Genomic DNA, 19147 nt, shown 5'->3' with positions numbered 1-19147 from the left:
GGCCTTTTCTTCAGTGCCGCCGCCCCGTGTTCAATGCGCGGCAGCGAAGCCGGTATCGCCCAGTGGCGGCAGCAGCGTGCCGCGCACTTCGTTGTCCGCGTTCTGCCCGGCACTGGCCAGGGCCTGCTGATACGCCTTGGCCGTGGCGGTATTGAAAGCAACCAGCACGATCCGCATCGGCTGTGCATGGCTGCGTTGCCACGCCAGGGTTTCCGTCACGGCGATCTGCGCGGCCTGGTACAGCGGATAGCCGTACACGCCACAACTGATGGCCGGGAACGCGATCGACTGCACCCCGAGCGATTCGGCCAGCTGCAGCGATTTCCAGTAGCAGTTGGCCAGCAGCGCGGGTTCATCGCGCAGGCCGTCGTGCCAGACCGGGCCCACCGTGTGCAGCACGTGCCGCGCCGGCAATGCATGGGCGCCGGTGGCGCGCACTTCACCGGTCGGGCAGCGCACGCCTGGGCGCAGTTCCGGCAGTTGCCGGCATTCGGCCAGCAGGCCGGGGCCGGCGGCACGGTGGATCGCACCGTCCACTCCGCCGCCGCCCAGCAGCGATTCATTGGCCGCGTTGACGATCGCATCCACCGCCAGGGTCGTGATGTCGCCCTGCCACACTTCGATCTTCATGCGTCCGTCTCCTGCCTGTCGGATGTTCCGCGCAGTACCTGCGGCGGCTGTACCCAGCGTAGGGGACAGGCCATCGATGCTGCGTCATGACCGTCTCACGCGCTGCGATCCGACGGTCTTCACGCACGATGGCGGTCGCCACCTTCACGCAGGCTGAAGCAGAAAGGGGTCAGAGCCTTTTCCGTATGGAAAAGGCTCTGACCCCATGTTTCCGAGGTGCGCCGGCAGGGTCAGAGCCCTCTCCCGGACGGGAAAGGGATCCGACCCTGTGCATCACGGCAGGCCGGCCAGCCAGTCGTCGTCGGAACCTTCGTTCACGTCGGCGAACAGGGGCGTGGAGAAGTAGCGCTCGCCGGTATCCGGAAGCATCGCCAGGATCACCGAACCCGGCTCGGCACGGGTGGCCACATCCAGCGCACTGGCGACCGTGGCGCCGGCGGAGATGCCGACGAAGATGCCTTCCTCGGCGGCCAGCCGGCGCGCGGTGGCGATGGCGCGTTCGTCGTCCACGCTCAGCAGCTCGTCCACCACGTCGCGGTTGAGCACGTCCGGCACGAAGTCCGGCGTCCAGCCCTGGATCTTGTGCGGCTTCCAGTCATCGCCCTTGAGCAGCGCGGCGCCGGCTGGCTCGGTGGCGATGATGCGGGTCTGCGGCCGTGCGACCTTCAGCACCTCGCCGACACCGGTGAGGGTTCCGCCGGTTCCCCAGCCGCTGACGAAATAGTCCAGGCGCCTGCCGGCGAAGTCGCGCAGGATCTCCGCCGCCGTCGTGTTGCGGTGGTAGGCCGGGTTGGCCGGATTGGCGAACTGGCTGGCGAGGAACCAGCCATGCTGTTCGGCCAGTTCGCGCGCCTTGCGCACCATGCCGCTGCCACGTTCCGCCGCCGGGGTCAGGATCACCTTGGCGCCGTAGGCACGCATCAGCTTGCGGCGTTCCACCGAGAACGTCTCGACCATGGTCGCCACGAACTTGTAGCCACGGGCGGCGGCCACCATCGCCAGCGCCACGCCGGTGTTGCCCGAGGTGGCTTCGACGATGGTGTCACCCGGCTTGAGCAGGCCACGGGCCTCGGCGTCGAGGATGATCGCCAGCGCCAGGCGGTCCTTGACCGAACCGCCGGGATTGAACGACTCGACCTTGGCGTAGAGGCTGACCTGCGGCGGCGCCAGGCGCTGCAGCTTGACGATGGGGGTGTTGCCGACGGTGTCGAGGATGGAGTCGTACAGGGCCATGGAAGCGCTCCGGAGGCGGGGCCACGCCAGGACGGCGGGCGGAAGAGGGAGGGCTGGCTGTTCACGCCAGCGGCTGCCGGCTGACCGTAGCGCCGGCATATGACGCCCGGAAATGACCAGATGCCTTTCTTAAACAACCTTTGGTTATAAGCTGGTGACGGTAATTGACCCTAGAGTGGACCTCCGCCCCTGCTGCCTGCCCGCCCATGACGCTGACCCAGCTGCGCTATCTGGTCGCCATCGCCGACGCCGAGCTGAACATCACGCTGGCTGCCTCGCGCGTGCACGCCACCCAACCCGGCCTGTCCAAGCAGCTCAAGCAGCTGGAGGACGAGCTGGGCTTCCTGTTGTTCGTACGCAAGGGTCGCAGCCTGGAGTCCGTTACCCCGGCCGGTACCGAGGTGATCTCCCGCGCGCGCGCCGTGCTGGCCGAGGCCAACAACATTCGCACCTACGCGGCCAACCAGCGCCGCGAAAGCCAGGGCCAGCTGATCCTGACCACCACCCATACCCAGGCGCGTTTCGTGCTGCCGCCGGCGGTGGCGGCGATCAAGCAGGCGTATCCGCAGGTCAGCGTGCACCTGCAGCAGGCCGCCGAAGCCGATGCGCTGGATCGGTTGAACCAGGGTGATGCGGACATCGCCATCATCAGTACGGCTGGTGGGGAGCCTGGCGATGGCATCGCCGTACCGTTGTTCCGCTGGCGGCGGCTGGTGGTGGTGCCCAAGGGCCATCCGCTGGATCGCGTGGGCCGCGCACCGGACCTGGCGGCGCTCGCCCGCCAGCCGCTGATCAGCTATGAATCGTCCACGCGCCCGAACTCGTCGCTGCAGCGTGCCTTTGCTGCCAACGGGCTGGTTCCGGATCTGGCGCTGACTGCGCTGGACGCCGATCTGATCAAGACCTATGTCCGTACCGGTCTGGGTGTGGGCCTGCTGGCCGAAATGGCGGTCAGTTCCCTCGACGAAGACCTCAAGGCATGGCCGGCACCCGCTCCGATCGCCGAGTGCATCGCCTGGGCGGTGCTGCCGCGTGACCGCGTGCTGCGTGATTATGCGCTGGAGCTGGTGCATGTGTTGGCGCCGCAGATCGATCCGCGGGACCTGCGCCGGGTACTGGACGGCAACCAGGTGGCCGCGTGGCCGCTGCCGCCGACCTGGGAATCGCTGACCCAGACCATCACGGTGTGAGGATGCTCGGGCAGGGCTGCGCCCTGCACCTGCGAAGAACTGGCGCAACAGCAACAACGCGGCCAGGCCCCGATGGATCGGCCGCGGAGAGGAACAACCGGATCGGATCCCCGCCAGGATCCGACCCGGTCCGACGCCCTCCGCCGGACCTGTCCGACTCTACGGCAGCCGCACGCCCAGCGGTCGTCCGGATACATCCCGACATACGCCGACACCGCCGCACAGACCCTTGCATGGAACGGGTTCAGGCCGCTATCGCGACGCCGGTTCCACGCCGGTAAACGCTTGGCATATACCGCCTTCGCGGGGGGATGCCTACACTCGGCGGCCGTGCATCAATCAGGACCGTTCATGTTGGCTCGTATCGCTTCGACCCTGGCCCTTGGCCTCAGCCTGGCTGTCCTGGCCGGGTGCGCAGGCAAACAGGAGGCCGCCGCGCGACGGCAGGGGGAAGCGGTGCCGGTCACCGCGCAGATCGTGCAGCCCACGCAATGGAACGACACCCTGCAGGCGCTGGGTACGGCCAAGGCGCGGGAGTCGATCAGCGTCACCGCCAAGGTCAGTGAGATCGTGGAGAAGGTGCACTTCGAAAGCGGCCAGCAGATCGCTGCGGGTGCGCCGATCGTGACTCTGCGTGGCCAGGCCCAGGAAGCGGCGCTGGTGCAGGCGCAGGCCACCTTCCACGAGGCCGACCAGCTGTACCGCCGGCAGCGCGAACTGGCCACGCAGCGGTTGGTGTCCAGCGCCACGCTGGATACGCAGAAGTCGATCCGCGATGCCGCCGAGGCCCGTGTCGCGCAGATGCAGGCCGACATCGGCGACCGTCGTGTGCGTGCGCCGTTCGCAGGCGTGCTGGGTATCCGCCAGGTCAGCCCTGGCACGCTGCTGACGCCGACCACGGTGATTGCCACCCTGGACGACATCGAGCGCATGCACGTCGATTTCCAGGTGCCCGAAGTGGAACTGGCCGCGCTTTCGGCGGGCGACAAGGTCAGCGCGACCAGCGTCGCGTGGCCGGGGCGCACGTTCGAAGGAGAGGTCACCACCATCGATGCACGTATCGACCCGGCCACCCGCGCGGTGACCGTGCGGGCCGACTTCGCCAACGCCGACCATGCGCTGCGCCCGGGCATGCTGCTCGATGTGCGCCTGTTCCGCCCCGAGCGCCCGGCGCTGGTGATCCCGGAGATCGCGGTGGTGCAGGTGGGCCGTGACAGTTTCGTGTACCGCATCGGCGCCGACGACAGCGTCGAGCGCGTGGACGTGGTCACCGGCGCGCGCCGTGCGGGCGTGGTCGAGATCAAGCAGGGGCTGGCCGCCGGTCAGCGCATCGTGGTCGACGGCACCGGCAAGCTGCGCCCGGGTCTGAAGGTGGCCGCCCGTGATGCGGCGCCGGCCAGCGGTGCCAAGCCTGCCGATGCGCCTGCGCCGGTCGCGACCGAGGAACACGGCGGATGAAGCTGTCCGACGTTTCCATCCAGCGGCCGGTGTTCGCCGTAGTGATGAGCCTGCTGCTGCTGGTGCTGGGCATCATGTCCTTCACCCGCCTCACGCTGCGCGAACTGCCGGCCATCGACCCGCCCATCGTGTCGGTGTCGGTTGACTACACCGGTGCCTCGGCGGCAGTCATCGAAAGCAGGATCACCCAGGTGCTGGAAGATGCGCTCGCCGGCATCGAAGGCATCGATACCATCAACGCGCGCAGCACCAACGGCCGCTCGCAGGTCAGCATCGAGTTCACCTCCAACCGTGATATCGAGGCCGCGGCCAATGACGTGCGCGATGCCGTCAGCCGGGTTGCCGACCGCATGCCGGAAGAGGCGCGCCCGCCGGAGATCGCCAAGGTCGAGAGCGATGCCGATCCGATCATCTGGTTCAACATGGTCTCCTCGACCATGGATACGCTGGAGCTGAGCGACTACGCCGACCGCTATGTGGTCGACCGCTTTTCCAGCCTCGATGGCGTCGCCCAGGTCCGTATCGGTGGTCGCCAGCGCTATGCGATGCGCATCTGGCTGGACCGCGATCAGCTGGCCGCGCGTGGACTGACCACCGGTGATGTGGAAACCGCGCTGCGCAACGAGAACGTGGAACTGCCCGCCGGGCGCATCGAATCCACCGACCGCGATTTCACCCTGCGCGTGGAACGCAATTACATCAAGCCCGAAGACTTCGCGACCATCCCGCTGGGCAAGGGCAGCGACGGTTACGTCGTGCGCATGGGCGACGTGGCGAAGATCGAGCTGGCGTCGGCCGAGCGCCGCGCCTATTACCGCAGCAATGGCGAGCCGGGCATCGGCCTGGGCATCGTCAAGACCTCCACCGCGAACTCGCTGGACGTCGCGCGCACCGCGCGCGCCGAAGCCGAGCGGGTCGCGTTGACGCTGCCCAAGGGCACGCAGATCTTCGTTGCCTTCGACAACACCACCTTCATCGAAGCGGCCGTCGATCGCGTCTATGCCACATTGGTGGAGGCGATGATCCTCGTGCTGGCGGTGATCTGGCTGTTCCTCGGCAGCTTCCGCGCAGCGCTGATTCCGGCCGTGACGGTACCGGTGTGCCTGGTGGCCGCATTCATCGCGCTGTACGCGTTCGATTTCTCGATCAACCTGCTGACATTGCTGGCGCTGGTGCTGTGCATCGGCCTGGTGGTCGACGATGCGATCGTGGTGGTGGAGAACGTGCAGCGCCGGATCGATCTGGGTGAGCCGCCGCTGGTGGCGTCCAAGCGGGGTACCACGCAGGTGGCCTTCGCGGTGATCGCGACCACCGCGGTGCTGGTGGCGGTGTTCCTGCCGGTCGGGTTCCTCGAGGGCAACACCGGGCGCTTGTTCCGCGAGCTGGCGGTGGCGCTGGCCGCGGCCGTGGCGCTGTCCGCGTTCGTGGCGTTGACGCTGACACCGATGATGGCCTCCAAACTGCTCAAGCCGCATACCGGGCAGGCGCCGCGGGGCCTGCATGGCTTCGTCAACCGCAACCTGGAGCGGCTGGCCGGCGCCTACGGCCGCATCCTGCAGCGCCACGTCGACCGTACCTGGATCTACCTGCTGGTGATGGCGGCGGCATTGGCTGCCAGCTGGCTGCTGATCAAGGTGCTGCCCTCGGAGCTGGCGCCAGCTGAGGACCGCGGTTCGTTCCAGATCATGATCGACGGCCCGGAAGGCGCAGGCTACGACTACACCGTGCAGCAGGTGCAGCAGGTCGAAGCGATGCTGGCGCCCCACGTCGGAGCGGACAAGCCGATCGTGCGCGCCAACCCGCGCGTGCCCGGTGGCTGGGGCGCAAGCGAGGAAATGCACACCGGCCGGGTGAGCATCTTCCTGCAGCCGTGGCGCCAGCGCAGCGAAGGCACCCCGGAGGTCGCCAATGAGCTGCAGAAGGAGCTGGACACCATCCAGGGCGTGCGCGTGCGCACGCAGGTCGGCGGTGGCCTGGTCCGCAGCGGCGGCCAGCCCTTCCAGATCGTGCTGGGAGGCCCGGAGTACGCCGAGATCGCGCAGTGGCGCGACCGCATCCTGCTGCGCATGGCCGACAATCCCGGCCTGGTCGGCCCCGACTCGGACTACAAGGAAACCCGCCCGCAGATGCGGGTGAACATCGACCGCCAGCGTGCGGCCGACCTGGGCGTGCCGGTCACCGCAATCGGCTCGGCGCTGGAAACGATGATGGGCTCGCGTCGTGTCACTACCTTCGTCGACAACGGCGAAGAGTACGACGTGCTGGTCCAGGCGGGCCGCGACGGGCGCGCCACGCCGGCCGATCTGGCCGCGATCCGCGTGCGTGCCACCTCCGGTGAGCTGGTGCCCTTGTCGAACCTGGTCACCCTGAGCGAGGTTGCCGAGGCAGGCACCTTGAACCGCTTCAACCGCCTGCGCTCGATCACCATCAGCGCCGGCCTTGCGCCGGGCTACCCGTTGGGCGAGGCCATTGCCTGGGCACAGAACGTCGCGCGCGAGGAGCTGCCGCAGTACGCGCAGGTGAACTGGAAGGGCGAGTCGCGCGAGTACCAGAGCGCCGGCGGTGCGGTCCTGCTGACCTTCGCCATGGCCCTGCTGGTGGTGTACCTGGTGCTGGCCGCACAGTTCGAGAGCTTCATCCATCCGCTGACGATCATGCTGACGGTACCGCTGGGCGTGCTCGGCGCGCTGGTCGGCCTGTGGTTGAGCGGGGGCACAGTGAACCTGTTCAGCCAGATCGGCATCGTGATGCTGGTCGGCCTGGCGGCGAAGAACGGCATCCTGATCGTCGAGTTCGCCAACCAGCTGCGTGACGACGGCCGCAGCGTGCGCGAGGCCATCATCGAATCATCGATGGTGCGCCTGCGTCCGATCCTGATGACCTCCATCGCCACCGTGGTCGGCGCGATTCCGCTGGTGGTGGCCGGTGGACCGGGTTCGGCGAGCCGTGGCACGATCGGTATCGTGATCATCTTCGGCGTCACCCTGTCCACCTTCCTGTCGCTGTTCGTGGTGCCGGCGTTCTACGCACGGCTGGCCCCGTACACCCGCTCGCCGGAAGCAGTGAAGCGCGAGCTGGAAAAGCAGGAAGCAGCGTCGCCCTCGGTGGGCGGGCATGCCTGACCGTCGCGCCGACGGGGGCGGATCCCTTTCCCCGCAGGAAAGGGCCCCGACCCCAGTGCTGCGCGGCGACGGTTTCCAGCTGCGTCCATGGCGCGGCGGCGACCTCGAATCGCTGCTGCGTCATGCCAACGATGCCGAGGTGTCACGCGGCCTGCGCGATCGCTTCCCCTATCCCTACACACGTGAGGACGGTGAGGCGTTCCTTGCCGGTCGCGTGTTGACCCCGGGCACCCTGGCACTGGCCATCGAGATCGACGGCCAGGCCTGCGGCAGCATCGGTGCCCAGCCGGGCGTGGCCGAGCGTGGGCATACCGCCGAGCTGGGCTACTGGCTTGGCCGGGCGTACTGGGGGCGGGGCATCATGACCCGCGTGGTGGGCGTCTTCGCGCCGTGGGTGATGGACGAACTGCGCCTGTTCAGGCTTCAGGCCACCGTGGTGGACTTCAATCTGGGGTCGGCCCGGGTGCTGGAAAAGAACGGTTTCCAGGAAGAGGGCGTGGAGCGCTGCGCCATCTACAAGCGCGGCACCCTGCATGACCTGCGTCGGTTCGCGCGGGTGCGCACCGAGCTGCCCTGAACGGCGCCGGGCCATGCCTGGCGGATGCGTTCCGGCGCTATCGCAGCGACCTTCGATCAGGGAGAATCGACCGGTCCCTTCCAGCCGACGGGACGTCCATTCACCCCGCCGACTGGAGAGAGCGCGCGTGGAAGCTACCGTACATTTCGTCAACAGCATCATCTGGAGCAAGGCACTGATCTTCGTGTGCCTGGCGGCCGGCCTTTATTTCAGCGTCCGCACCCGCTTCATGCAGATCCGCGGCTTCGTGGAAATGTGCCGCCTCACCGTCAAGGGCGAAAAGTCCGACGCCGGCGTTTCTTCGTTCCAGGCCCTGGCCATGTCCATGGCCGGGCGCATGGGTATCGGCAACATCGCCGGCGTGGCCACAGCCATCGCCTTCGGTGGCCCCGGTGCGATCTTCTGGATGTGGGTGATGGGCTTCCTCGGTGCATCCACCTCATATGTGGAATGCACCCTGGCGCAGATCTACAAGACCAAGGATGCCGAAGGCCGCTACCGTGGTGGCCCGGCCTACTACATTGAAAAGGCGATGGGCCTGAAGTGGTATGCCATGGCCTTCGCCATCGCCACGATCATCGCCGCCGGCTTCCTGATGCCGGGGGTGCAGGCCAATGCCATCGCCGACAGCATCATCAATGCCTGCCGTGGCGGTGCGCTGTGCGGTCCGCTGGATGGCCAGGCCTTCGGCATGGAATCGGTTGCCGCGCTCAAGCTCGGCATCGGCATCGTGGTCGCGCTGCTGCTGGGTGTGGTGATCTTCGGCGGCGTCAAGCGCATCGCCACCTTCGCCGAGATCGTGGTGCCGTTCATGGCGGCGGCCTTCATCCTGATGGCCATCGTCATCATGATCCTCAATGCCGACCAGGTGCCGGAGATGTTCGGCATCATCTTCAACAGCGCGTTCGGCACCCATGCGGCGTTCGGCGCGATGATGGGCCTGGCGATCGAATGGGGCGTCAAGCGCGGCATCTACGCCAACGAAGCCGGACAGGGCTCGGGCCCGCACGCGGCGGCGGCCTCGGAAGTCTCGCATCCGGCCAAGCAGGGCTACGTGCAGGCGTTCGCGATCTACTTCGACACCATGATGGTGTGTACCGCCACCGCGTTCCTGATCCTGGCCAGCGGCACCTACAACGTGTACTCGCCGGTGGAAGGCGCGGCTCCGGTGTTCCAGGGCCTGGCCGGCATTCCGGAAGGGGCGGGCTATGCGCAGGCCGGCGTTGAAGCCGTGCTGCCGGGCTGGGGCGCGTCGTTCGTCTCGCTGGCGATCTTCTTCTTCGCCTTCACCACCATCATGGCGTACTACTACATGGCCGAGACCAATCTCAGCTATGTGAACCACAACAAGCACCGTCCGCTGACCGTGTTGTGTCTGCGCCTGGGCATCATCGCCATGGTGGTGTTCGGTGCGTTCCACAACGCGACCCTGGCCTGGGGCCTGGGTGACATCGGCGTGGGCCTGATGGCCTGGCTGAACATCATCGCCATCTTCATCATCCAGAAGCCCGCCATGCTGGCGCTGCGCGATTACGAACGACAGAAGAAGCTGGGCCTGGATCCGACGTTCGATCCCGATGCACTGGGCATCCGGAACGCCGATTTCTGGCGCCAGCGCAAGCAGGAGAACGTGTAAGTGAACAACCCCTGGAACAACCGCCGCCCGTCCGCTCGTCCGCCGCGCGCCACACCGTTGCCGCGCACGGACCTGCCGGCAACGGGCGGCGGTGGACGCGGAGGCAGCGATGAGCTGCGCCTGTACGGCCTGAATGCCGTGCTGGCCGCGTTCGCAGCGCGGCCGCAGGCACTGCGCAAGCTGTATCTGCTGGAGGCCCGGATTCCGCGCCTGCAGCCGCTGTTGAAGTGGTGCGTGGCCAACCGCGTGGGTTACCGCGTGGTCGAGGAAGGCGATCTGAACAAGCTGGCCGGCACCACCCACCACGAAGGCGTGGTGGCCGACGTGCTGCGTGCGCCGACCGTGCCGCTGGCGCAGTGGCTGCAGCAGATCGGCGAAGGCCCGTCACTGGCGCTGTGGCTGGATGGCGTAGGCAATCCGCACAACCTCGGCGCGATCCTGCGTTCGGCGGCGCACTTCGGCGCGAAGGCGCTGCTGTTGCCGGCCGGCAGCACGCTGGCGCTGTCCGGTGCGGCTGCCCGCGTGGCCGAAGGCGGTGCCGAAGCAGTGCCGCTGGTGCAGCTGCCTGCGACCCCGCAGGCGATGGCCCAGCTGCGCGATGCCGGCTTCGGTCTGGCGGCCACACTCGTCGATGGCGGTGACGATGTATTCCGCACGTCGCTGCCGGCGCGTCTGGTCTACGTCATGGGCGCCGAAGGCGAGGGGATGGACCGCGACCTGGCCGGGGAATGTGACCTGCAGGTCTCCATTCCCGGCAGTGGCGCGGTGGAGAGCCTAAATGTGGCCTCGGCCACCGCAGTGCTGCTGGCGCAGTGGGCGAGCCGTCGCGACGGCTGACGGACAGGTCGCCGCCATCGGCTGCCAGGACCCGGCCCCCGTGGCCGGGTTTTTTTTGCGCGATGTGCCGGCGGGACCACCGCGGACGTCGTGCAGCGTCAAGGCGGCTTAAGGCGGATTGCGTCGTCTTGCGTTGCGTACAGCCTGATTTTTCCGATCAAGCATGCTTTTGAAACTTGCCTCATTGTTGCGCCCTCTTGCTCGACGCAGGTTGGAGTTCCATTCCTGTCAGGCAAGGTGTTCCACATGCATGGTCGTCATCGTTGCGCCCTCGGCGCGCTCCTCTCGCTGTCAAGCCTGCTTGCGTCGGTCGATGTGCATGCCAGTGCACGCAGTCTGGAAGGCGTCAATTTCACGGGTCCGCTGATCACCCCGAATCCGGCCGGCATGCCGAAGGGGCGCGGCTACATCGAACCCTATCTGGTACGTGTCGACAGCCGTGATCACTTCGATGACCGTGGCCAGCGCCAGCGCAGCGGTGAACGCAGTGGCGGCTGGACGGTGGTGGTGCCCATCGCCTATGGATTGGGCGAGCGGATCACCGGCCAGGTCAACCTGAGCGCGTCGCGCGCCGAATCCGGTGCCGCGCACAGCCGGGGTTTCCGCGCGGGTGACACCACTGCGCGCCTGCAGTATCTGCTGCAGGCGGCCAATGCGGATGGCACCCGGCCCGCGGTTTCAGTGGCGCTCGTGCAGCGTTTCAGCACGGGCAGCCATGACCGCATCACCGGCAATCCGCTCGACGCGCAGGGTGACGGCGTGCAGCGTACCGTCGCCGCGCTGGGCGTGCAGCAGGTGGTGTGGTTGGGCAACGAGCGGCCGCTGCGCTGGCGTGCCCAGCTCAGCGCGGGTCCGGCGCCTTCCCGCACGGCCCTCTCCGGTGCCAGCGTGTACGGTACCGCCGCAGGCTTCCAGGGCCACATCGCGCGCGGTTCGGTACTGGGCCTGTCGATCGGCGCCGAATACAGCGTCAACCCCCGCTGGGTGGCGGTGATGGAAGTGGCGGCCAGCCGCGAGACCCGGCAACGCCTCAGCGGCTTCGCTCCCGGCGCGGACGGCGCCATCGCGCGCGTCGACGAATGGCGCCCGGCCAGCCGTACGCTGACTTTCGCCCCCGCGTTGCAGTACCACTTCAGTCCCTCGCTTGGCCTGATCGCCGGCGTGGAGGTCACGGTGGCCGGCCGCAATGCCGCCCGCCTCATCAGCCCCCAGGTCGCCCTGGGCATGTCCTTCTGAGGGGGCGCGATGAACGTCGAATCGATCGTCAATGCCCTTCTCGGCGTGGTGTGGAGCCCTTACCTGGTGGTGCTGTGCCTGCTCGCCGGCCTGTACTTCAGCGTGCGCACCCGCTTCATCCAGCTGCGCGCGCTGCCGGACATGCTGCGCCTGGTGTTCCGCCATGAGCGGTCCGATGCAGGGGTGTCCCCGTTCCAGGCGTTGTCCCTGTCGCTGTCCAGCCGGGTGGGCGTTGGCAATATCGCCGGTGTGGCGATGGCCATCGCCTTCGGTGGTCCCGGTGCGATCCTGTGGATGTGGGTTGTCGCTTTCCTGGGTGCGTCCAGCGCCTTCATCGAATCGACGCTGGCGCAGATCTACAAGGATCGCGACGCCGGTGGCCAGTATCGGGGTGGCCCGGCCTACTACATCGAGAAGGGACTGGGCCAGCGCTGGTATGCGGTGCTGTTTGCACTGGTCGCCGTGCTGGCCGGCGCGATGCTGGCGGGTACGCAGTCCAATGCGATCACCAGCGCGGTGAATGAAGCCTGGGACGTACCGGTCGTGTTCACCACCGGCGTACTGCTGGTGGCGCTGGGTGCCATCCTTGTCGGCGGTGTACGCCGCATCGCCGGTGTCGCCCAGTGGCTGGTACCGCTGATGGCCATCGCCTATCTGCTGGTGGCCGCGATGGTAATGGTGCTCAACGCGGACAAAGTGCCGGAGGTCGCAGCGCTGGTGCTGCGCAGTGCCTTCGGCATGGATGCAGCGTTCGGCGCCATGATCGGCACGGCGATCCAGTGGGGCGTGCGCCGCGGCGTGCTGTCCAACGAAGCCGGCATGGGCAGTGGTGCGCACCCGGCGGCCGCAGCGGAGGTCTCCCATCCGGTCAAGCAGGGCCTGGTGCAGTCGTTCTCGGTCTATATCGACACGATGGTGGTGTGCAGTGCGACCGCCTTCCTCATTCTGTCGACCGGCCTGTACAACGTCTACGACCCGGCGGTGAACGGCATTCCGGATGATGCGCGTCTGCTGCTGGGCAATCTGCCGGGCGTCGAGGCCGGACCGCGTTTCGTGCAGCACGCGGTGGAATCGGCATTGCCGGGCTTCGGCCGTTCATTCGTGGCGTTGGCCATCCTGCCCTTTGCGTTCACCACCATCCTGGCGCTGTACTACATGGCCGAGACCAACATCAGTTACCTGTGCCGGGACCGCCCGATGCCGTGGGTGATGGGCGGGTTCCAGCTGCTGTTCCTGCTGGCCACCGGCTACTCGGCGCTGAACAGTGCCACGGTCGCCTGGTCGCTGGGGGATATCGGCGTGGGCCTGATGAGCTGGTTGAACATCTTCGCCATCCTGCTGCTGCAGAAGCCGGCGCTGGCCGCGCTGCGCGATTACGAGCACCACCGTCGCTTGGGGACGGATCCCCTGTTCGATCCGCACCGGCTTGGTGTTCGCAACACCTGCGCGTGGGAACGGTAACTGTCCGGGCAGATGGGGTGACCCAGCCTGGTGGGTGCGATCCCCTCTGGTGGGTGCGGACCTCGGTCCGCACCTCCTTTCCCGCTGCACCCGCCGGGCATCGCCCGGCGTGGCCCCCTCACTCGTTCGGCGGTGTGGTCGCTTTGGCTTCACTGCCGAAGTTGCCGTCGGCTTCTGCGGCCAGGTAGGCGAATACGGTGTATGCCGCCACATTCTGCGCCAGCGCCTTCGGGTCGATCTTGTCCAGCGTGTCGTCGGCGGTGTGGTGCAGGTGGAAGTAGTCCGAACCATCCTGTGCCAGCCACGCCCAGGCGCCACCCTTGGCCGCCAGCGGGCCGATATCCGGCCCCGGGCCGCCCTTGTCGGCTGCGTACTCGATGCCCAGCGGCTTCATCACCTCGGCGATCTGCCGGGTCGCTTCGCGCGAGCCTTCCGGGTTTGGCGAGCCGGTATTGAACGCATAGATGCGGCCGGCACCGAAATCGCTCTCGGCAGCCAGCTGGTGCAGCGCCACGTCCTTTGCATGTGCTTCGGCGTAAGCCTTGCCGCCGTACAGCCCCTGCTCTTCGTTGGCGAACGCGATCACCCGGATCGTGCGCTTGGGGGCCTGCTTGAGCTGGCCGATCAGATGCCCCGCGGCCATGGTGATGCCGACACCTGCGCCGTCATCGACGGCACCGGTGCCCAGATCCCACGAATCCAGATGGCCACCGATCACCACGACTTCCTTGGGCAGGGTGCGGCCAGTGATCTCGCCGATCACGTTGTAGGAGGTCGCCGTACCGTCCCAGCCGCAGTCCAGCGCGACTTTCACCGTAGTGCTGCCACGTGCCAGCAGACGTGCCAGCTGGTCGGCATCGGGCACCGACAGGGCCGCGGACGGTACCGGGGTCAGGCCGTCATCGAATCGGGTGATGCCGGTGTGCGGCACGCGGTGCGAATCGGTGCCGGCCGATCGCATCAGGAAGCCGACGGCGCCCTTGCGGATCGCTTCGGAAGGTCCCTTGCTGCGGATCGCGCCACCACGGCCGTAGTCGCGGCCATCGCGGAACGGCAGCATCTGGTAATCGACGAAGGCGATCTTGCCCTTCAATGAACCGGCGGGCGCAGCCTGCAGCGCGGCCAGGTCGGCGAAGCGCACAACCTCTGCTTCAACGGTACCGCCCGGGCTGCCACCCAGTGCGGTGATCTGCAGCGGCTGCGGGTTCCTGCCGGTCACGGCGGCGTGTTCGCTGCGGCGCTCCCACTTCGGGAAGGTCACCGGTTCTTTCCAGACCTTGTCGAAACCCAAGGCCTTGAACTTGGCTTCGGCCCAGGCGACCGCACGCGCGTCGGCTTCGCTGCCGGCGATGCGTGGACCGATTTCGGTGGTCAGCGACTCGACCACCTTCCAGCCGGTGTCATCGGCCAGGGCCTGATCGCGCAGCTGCGCGGCCGTGGCCAGCGACGCCGGGGGCAGGGTAGTGGCGCGCGGTGCCGCGAAGGCCGGGGCGGCCAGCAGGGCAAGGGAGGATGCGATGGCAAGGACGCGGCGACGCATGGACAACTCCGGGAAGGGACCAAGCCTTGGAGCTTAACAGTCGTTCAGACGCGCGCATGGGCGGGAGGTCATGTCCGGAGCGAACGCTGTTTTCCGCCACATCCGGCAAAGCGAAAGCCCCGCCGGAGCGGGGCTTTCACATGCGGCGGGCTCGCCGGGTACGGCCCGGCGCTACGCCTTATTTCTTCAGGCTGTCGCGGATCTCGCGCAGCAGCACCACTTCCTCGGCCGGGGCGGCGGGAGCGGCTTCCTTCTTGCGCGACAGACGGTTGATGACCTTGATCACCAGGAAAATGGCGAACGCCACGATCACGAACTGGATCAGGGTGTTGATGAAATCACCGTAGCCGATCACCACCGCCGGAATCTCCTTGCCGTCCGGCCCGATGCGTGCCGGCGACAGCGTCCACGCCAGCTGCGAGAAGTCCACCTTGCCGATCAGCAGGCCCAGCGGCGGCATGATGATCTTCTCGACCAGTGCAGTGACGATCTTGCCGAAGGCGGCGCCGATCACCACGCCGACGGCGAGGTCGATGACGTTGCCGCGCATCGCGAATTCCTTGAATTCGGTGAGCACTCCCATGTGTTTTCTCCTGTGGGGGATGTGGACAGCGCGCAGAGTAGCGCAGGTGGTGTCAGCCGGCGATCACGCCGTGGCGCTCGGCCACGTTTTCCAGGCGCGCGCTGAAACGGTCGCCCGGCTTCAGTGCGGCCACTCCGGACGGCGTGCCCATGAACACCAGGTCACCGGCGCGCAGCTGCCACAGCTTGGACAACTCGTGCAGGATTTCCGGCACGTTCCAGATCATCTGGTCCAGCAGGGCCTGCTGACGCACTTCGCCGTTGACTTCCAGCGACAGGTTCAGCGCCGCCAGATCGCCCACTTCGCCGGCATGCACGATCTCGCTGATCGGTGCGGAGGCATCGAAGCCCTTGGCGGCGTCCCAGGGATGGCCCTTCTCCTTGGCGGCCGCCTGCAGATCGCGGCGGGTCAGGTCCAGGCCGACGGCATAGCCGTACACCAGCGCTTCGGCATCGGCCACGGGAAGCTCGCCGGCCGGGGCATCACGACCGATGGCCACCACCAGCTCCACTTCGTGATGCAGGTTGGCCGTCGCGGGCGGATAGGGGATGGCATCGTCATGGCCGACCACCAGCGCATCGGCAGGCTTGCTGAAGAACATCGGCCGGCCGCGGTCGTCGGCCGCCGGCACCGCGGCTCCCATTTCGCGCGCATGGTCGGCAAAGTTGCGACCCACGCAGTAGACGCGGTGCACGGGGAAGCTGCCACCGCCCACCACCGGAACACGCGGCGTGGCAGGTGCAGGGATCACATCGGAAACATCGGACATGCGGGCATCCAGGAAGGGAATGCCCGCAGTCTAGAACGCATGGCGCCCGCCGTCAGCGGGCACGCCGGCCGGCAGGGCTCAGCGCGAGGCCGGCAGCACCGGCTTGCGCACCACCCGGTACTCGCCCTCGACCACGGTCGGGTCGGCCGGTCGGGCTGCACCCGCCTTGCGCGAGGCCAGCAGCTTCCACGCCAGGCCGACCAGGATCATCGCCGCACCGACGAACACGCCGATGAACACCATCGCGGCCAGGATCGCCAGGCCGAGCAGGCCCACGGCAACGCGCACCAGCGGGTGACGCGGCTTGCGCGGCGCGAACAGGGTGCGGAACTGGTTGAAGGCGGAATCGCGATTGAACATGGCGGCTCGATGGGCTGGGAAATCAGCGAAACCAGAGTATCGGGAGCCCGCACTGTCATTGAGTGAAAAACTCGTTAAATATAGCCTGTGCTTATTACGAATCAATGACTTGTGTTCATCCTGCAGCCAGTCACCTGAGCAGGCATGCGACAATGCTTCTTTACTGTCCGAGCCTTCGCCATGACTGCCGCTGTTGCCCTGATCGCCCTTGATGCCATTGCCGATGGTGCGTTTGCCGAGGTCGAAGCAGTGGTCGAGGGCGATGCCGAGTCGTTGCTGCTGTATCGCGACGGCGCACAGGTGCGCGCCTTCCTGAACATCTGCCCGCATGCCGGCCGTCGCCTGGACTGGGCGCCGGGGCAGTTCCTGAAGAGCCGCGAGGGGCATCTGGTCTGCGCCGCCCACGGCGCCTCGTTCGCGCTGGACAGCGGTGACTGCATCGCCGGCCCCTGCAAGGGCGACCGCCTGCGCGCGGTGCCGGTGGACGTGCGTGATGGGCAGGTCTACCTGGCCTGAGGCCAGATGCAGTCGAGCATGGCTCGACGCTACCGATCTGTCGAAGGCGGAGTGCCTGCCTTTGGCGTTGGTGTTGACGTTGCTTCTGCGGGTGCAGGGCGCAGCCCTGCCGATGAACCCGACCCTCAGAACATCAGGTTGATCATCAGCACCACCACACAGGTGTAGATCAGCGACAACGGTCCGCCGACCCGCCACATCTCGCGCGGGGTGTAGTTGGCCGGGCCGGTGATCATCGAGATGACCGGATTGGAGGCCGTCATCAGATTGTTGGAGGCCGACAGCGCCACGATCAGTGCGAACGCGGTGGGGTTGCCACCCGCCGCCAGCGCCAGATTCACCGCGATGGGCACCATCACGATGGTTGCGCCGACATGGCTGATCACCAGCGAGAACACCGTTGTCAGCAGCGCCAGGGCCAGCTCCAGCACCCACACCGGTATGCCGGTGGGGAGCTTGTCGATGGTGTGGCCGGCGACCCAGGCCGCCGCGCCGCTGGAGTCCATCGCCCAGCCGAGCGGGATCAGTCCGGCCATCATGAACACGGTTTTCCAGTTGATCGAGGCATAGGCCTCGTCCATCCGCAGCACGCCCGTCAGCAACATGCCGGCCACGCCGGTCATCAGGGTCAGCGCTACCGGAAGCTTGCTGGTCAGCGCGATCAGGATCGTCAGCGCGAAGATCGCCATGGCGATCTTGAACTTGTGCGGGCGCTGTTCGCCGGTCGGGTAGTCGGTGACCACCACGAAGTCACGGCTCTTGGCGGCCTGCGCCAGGTCGGTCCAGATGCTGTGGAAAACCAGCATGTCGCCAGCGCGCAGCTGCACGTCGCGCACGTCCTCGCGGATCACCTGTTTGTCGCGGTTGATCGCCAGCAGGCTGATGCCGCGCTCCTTGCGCAGGCGCAGGTCGGCCGCACTCTTGCCGATCACGTTCGAGGTCGGCGGCACCACCGCCTCGGAAATGCCCGCGCGGCTGGGATTGAACAGGTCGCCCAGGTGCTTCAGCCGCGAGGACATGCGCAGGAACTGGTTCTGGGCGAAATCGCCGATCTGCTCGCGCGGTCCCATCGCGCCCAGCACACTGCCCACCCAGATGCGCATTTCCGCCGGTGGCGCCAGCCGCGTATCGTTGCCGGTCTTCAGCGCCAGCAGCAGCGGCGCGTCATGCAGGCTCTCGGCCTCGCCCAGGGTCATGCCGACCAGCGGGCTTTCGGCGGTGACCACCAGTTCGAACACATCGCCTTCGATGCCGTAGGTTTTGGCGAAGTAGCTCTCGGTACGGGCCGGGGTGACCCCATCGTTGACCAGAGTCTCTTCCTCGATCAGCTTGCGATCGCCGTAATAGCGGAAGTACAGCAGCGAGGCGATCAGCAGCGCCACGCCGATCGGCAGCGGCGCGAACATGCGCAGCGGCTCGATGCTGGCCAGGCCGGAGGGCAGGTTGTTGTTGGCCGAGGCCAGCAGGTCGTTCAGCAGGATCAGCGGCGAGTTGCCGACCATGGTCAGCGCACCGCCCATCACGATCGCCGCCGAGATCGGCAGCAGCAGCCGCTGCATGGTCAGCCCGGTGCGTGCCGCCAACCGCGAGGCGACCGGCAGGTACAGCGCCATCACCGACGGGTTCTGCATGAAGGACGAGTTCAGGCCGGCGATGGCCGTGGTCATCATCAGCAGGCGCTGCTCGATGCCATGTCCGCGTCGCAGCAGCCAGGCCGCGAGCCGGTTCAGTGCGCCGGTGCGGTCAAGGCCCGCACCGAGGATGGTGGTGGCGATGATGCTCATCACCGCGTTGCCGGAGAAGCCGCCGAAGATTTCCTCCGGGGCGATCAGGCCGGTCACACCCAGTACCACCAGCACCACCAGCGCGACGACGTCGGCGCGGATCCGCTCGAACAGGAACATCGCCATCGTGAAGCCGACCAGCCCGAGTACGAGCTTCATGTCGTTGGTCAGCGTCAGCGCGGTATCCATGTGGGGCGCGGCGTCCTCGGGCGATC

General features: G+C 67.2%; 16 protein-coding genes. 9 read left to right on the top strand and 7 right to left on the bottom strand.

Features of this window, described 5'->3' with window-relative positions; genetic code table 11:
• Positions 1–30: 30 nt before the first annotated feature.
• Both AC06FB_RS14975 and cysK read right to left on the bottom strand, forming a co-directional pair.
• Positions 31–630: an O-acetyl-ADP-ribose deacetylase gene (locus AC06FB_RS14975; protein ID WP_053517092.1), complete on the bottom strand. Its 600-nt coding sequence runs from the start codon at positions 628–630 to the stop codon at positions 31–33.
• A gap of 273 nt (positions 631–903) precedes the next feature.
• Positions 904–1863, bottom strand: a complete 960-nt coding sequence (gene cysK / locus AC06FB_RS14970; protein ID WP_478053840.1) for a cysteine synthase A — start codon at positions 1861–1863, stop codon at positions 904–906.
• A 206-nt stretch (positions 1864–2069) separates the two neighbouring features.
• Between cysK and AC06FB_RS14965 the strand changes: the two genes are divergently transcribed.
• From AC06FB_RS14965 to AC06FB_RS14930, 8 genes are all read left to right on the top strand, one after another.
• Entirely contained in the window at positions 2070–3053 is a 984-nt protein-coding gene (locus tag AC06FB_RS14965; protein WP_478053839.1) for a LysR family transcriptional regulator, read from the top strand.
• Positions 3054–3404: 351 nt separating this feature from the next.
• A complete protein-coding gene (locus AC06FB_RS14960) occupies positions 3405–4511 on the top strand; it encodes an efflux RND transporter periplasmic adaptor subunit (RefSeq protein WP_065181660.1) in 1107 nt (368 codons plus the stop codon).
• Entirely contained in the window at positions 4508–7633 is a 3126-nt protein-coding gene (locus tag AC06FB_RS14955) for an efflux RND transporter permease subunit (RefSeq protein WP_065181659.1), read from the top strand. Before AC06FB_RS14960 ends, AC06FB_RS14955 begins: the two co-directional genes overlap by 4 nt.
• The gene (locus tag AC06FB_RS14950; protein WP_197600542.1) at positions 7626–8210 is read left to right on the top strand and encodes a GNAT family N-acetyltransferase; all 585 of its coding nucleotides are present in this window, start codon (positions 7626–7628) and stop codon (positions 8208–8210) included. The genes AC06FB_RS14955 and AC06FB_RS14950 overlap by 8 nt, the downstream gene beginning before the upstream one ends.
• 127 nt (positions 8211–8337) lie before the next feature.
• A complete protein-coding gene (locus tag AC06FB_RS14945) occupies positions 8338–9846 on the top strand; it encodes an alanine/glycine:cation symporter family protein (protein ID WP_065175761.1) in 1509 nt (502 codons plus the stop codon).
• Positions 9847–10683 carry a TrmH family RNA methyltransferase gene (locus AC06FB_RS14940; protein ID WP_065175762.1) on the top strand — a complete coding sequence of 279 codons (837 nt, stop codon included), beginning with the start codon at positions 9847–9849 and terminating at the stop codon, positions 10681–10683. It abuts the gene before it with no gap.
• 246 nt (positions 10684–10929) lie between these two features.
• Positions 10930–11919: a hypothetical protein gene (locus AC06FB_RS14935; RefSeq protein ID WP_478053838.1), complete on the top strand. Its 990-nt coding sequence runs from the start codon at positions 10930–10932 to the stop codon at positions 11917–11919.
• A gap of 9 nt (positions 11920–11928) precedes the next feature.
• Entirely contained in the window at positions 11929–13380 is a 1452-nt protein-coding gene (locus tag AC06FB_RS14930) for an alanine/glycine:cation symporter family protein (protein ID WP_197600540.1), read from the top strand.
• Between the two features lie 118 nt (positions 13381–13498).
• Here the strand turns inward: AC06FB_RS14930 and AC06FB_RS14925 are convergent, their stop codons facing one another.
• The 4 genes from AC06FB_RS14925 to AC06FB_RS14910 all read right to left on the bottom strand — a co-directional run bounded on the left by AC06FB_RS14925 (position 13499) and on the right by AC06FB_RS14910 (position 16632).
• A complete protein-coding gene (locus AC06FB_RS14925; RefSeq protein WP_053517073.1) occupies positions 13499–14920 on the bottom strand; it encodes a M28 family peptidase in 1422 nt (473 codons plus the stop codon).
• A gap of 178 nt (positions 14921–15098) precedes the next feature.
• Positions 15099–15503: a large-conductance mechanosensitive channel protein MscL gene (gene mscL, locus AC06FB_RS14920; RefSeq protein ID WP_053517072.1), complete on the bottom strand. Its 405-nt coding sequence runs from the start codon at positions 15501–15503 to the stop codon at positions 15099–15101.
• 52 nt (positions 15504–15555) lie between these two features.
• A complete protein-coding gene (locus tag AC06FB_RS14915; protein ID WP_065181655.1) occupies positions 15556–16272 on the bottom strand; it encodes a fumarylacetoacetate hydrolase family protein in 717 nt (238 codons plus the stop codon).
• A 78-nt stretch (positions 16273–16350) separates the two neighbouring features.
• The gene (locus AC06FB_RS14910) at positions 16351–16632 is read right to left on the bottom strand and encodes a hypothetical protein (protein WP_128988456.1); all 282 of its coding nucleotides are present in this window, start codon (positions 16630–16632) and stop codon (positions 16351–16353) included.
• Between the two features lie 180 nt (positions 16633–16812).
• On the opposite strand from AC06FB_RS14910, the gene AC06FB_RS14905 reads away from it, so the two are divergent.
• Positions 16813–17148 carry a Rieske (2Fe-2S) protein gene (locus AC06FB_RS14905; protein WP_053517065.1) on the top strand — a complete coding sequence of 112 codons (336 nt, stop codon included), beginning with the start codon at positions 16813–16815 and terminating at the stop codon, positions 17146–17148.
• 125 nt (positions 17149–17273) lie between these two features.
• Here the strand turns inward: AC06FB_RS14905 and AC06FB_RS14900 are convergent, their stop codons facing one another.
• Positions 17274–19121, bottom strand: coding sequence for an SLC13 family permease (locus AC06FB_RS14900; protein WP_053517063.1), 1848 nt, complete (start codon positions 19119–19121; stop codon positions 17274–17276).
• Between the last annotated feature and the right edge of the window lie 26 nt (positions 19122–19147).

The sequence above is a fragment of the Stenotrophomonas sp. Steno-C15 genome, from assembly GCF_056393265.1.
This window is presented reverse-complemented; position numbering and strand designations above follow the sequence as displayed.

Bases quoted from the DNA above. Each gene is read 5' to 3' on its own strand.
- AC06FB_RS14975 (WP_053517092.1), bottom strand. From the start codon at position 630: ATGAAGATCGAAGTGTGGCAGGGCGACATCACGACCCTGGCGGTGGAT.
- cysK (WP_478053840.1), bottom strand. From the start codon at position 1,863: ATGGCCCTGTACGACTCCATCCTCGACACCGTCGGCAACACCCCCATC.
- AC06FB_RS14965 (WP_478053839.1), top strand. From the start codon at position 2,070: ATGACGCTGACCCAGCTGCGCTATCTGGTCGCCATCGCCGACGCCGAG.
- AC06FB_RS14960 (WP_065181660.1), top strand. From the start codon at position 3,405: ATGTTGGCTCGTATCGCTTCGACCCTGGCCCTTGGCCTCAGCCTGGCT.
- AC06FB_RS14955 (WP_065181659.1), top strand. From the start codon at position 4,508: ATGAAGCTGTCCGACGTTTCCATCCAGCGGCCGGTGTTCGCCGTAGTG.
- AC06FB_RS14950 (WP_197600542.1), top strand. From the start codon at position 7,626: ATGCCTGACCGTCGCGCCGACGGGGGCGGATCCCTTTCCCCGCAGGAA.
- AC06FB_RS14935 (WP_478053838.1), top strand. From the start codon at position 10,930: ATGCATGGTCGTCATCGTTGCGCCCTCGGCGCGCTCCTCTCGCTGTCA.
- AC06FB_RS14930 (WP_197600540.1), top strand. From the start codon at position 11,929: ATGAACGTCGAATCGATCGTCAATGCCCTTCTCGGCGTGGTGTGGAGC.
- AC06FB_RS14925 (WP_053517073.1), bottom strand. From the start codon at position 14,920: ATGCGTCGCCGCGTCCTTGCCATCGCATCCTCCCTTGCCCTGCTGGCC.
- mscL (WP_053517072.1), bottom strand. From the start codon at position 15,503: ATGGGAGTGCTCACCGAATTCAAGGAATTCGCGATGCGCGGCAACGTC.
- AC06FB_RS14915 (WP_065181655.1), bottom strand. From the start codon at position 16,272: ATGTCCGATGTTTCCGATGTGATCCCTGCACCTGCCACGCCGCGTGTT.
- AC06FB_RS14910 (WP_128988456.1), bottom strand. From the start codon at position 16,632: ATGTTCAATCGCGATTCCGCCTTCAACCAGTTCCGCACCCTGTTCGCG.
- AC06FB_RS14905 (WP_053517065.1), top strand. From the start codon at position 16,813: ATGACTGCCGCTGTTGCCCTGATCGCCCTTGATGCCATTGCCGATGGT.
- AC06FB_RS14900 (WP_053517063.1), bottom strand. From the start codon at position 19,121: ATGGATACCGCGCTGACGCTGACCAACGACATGAAGCTCGTACTCGGG.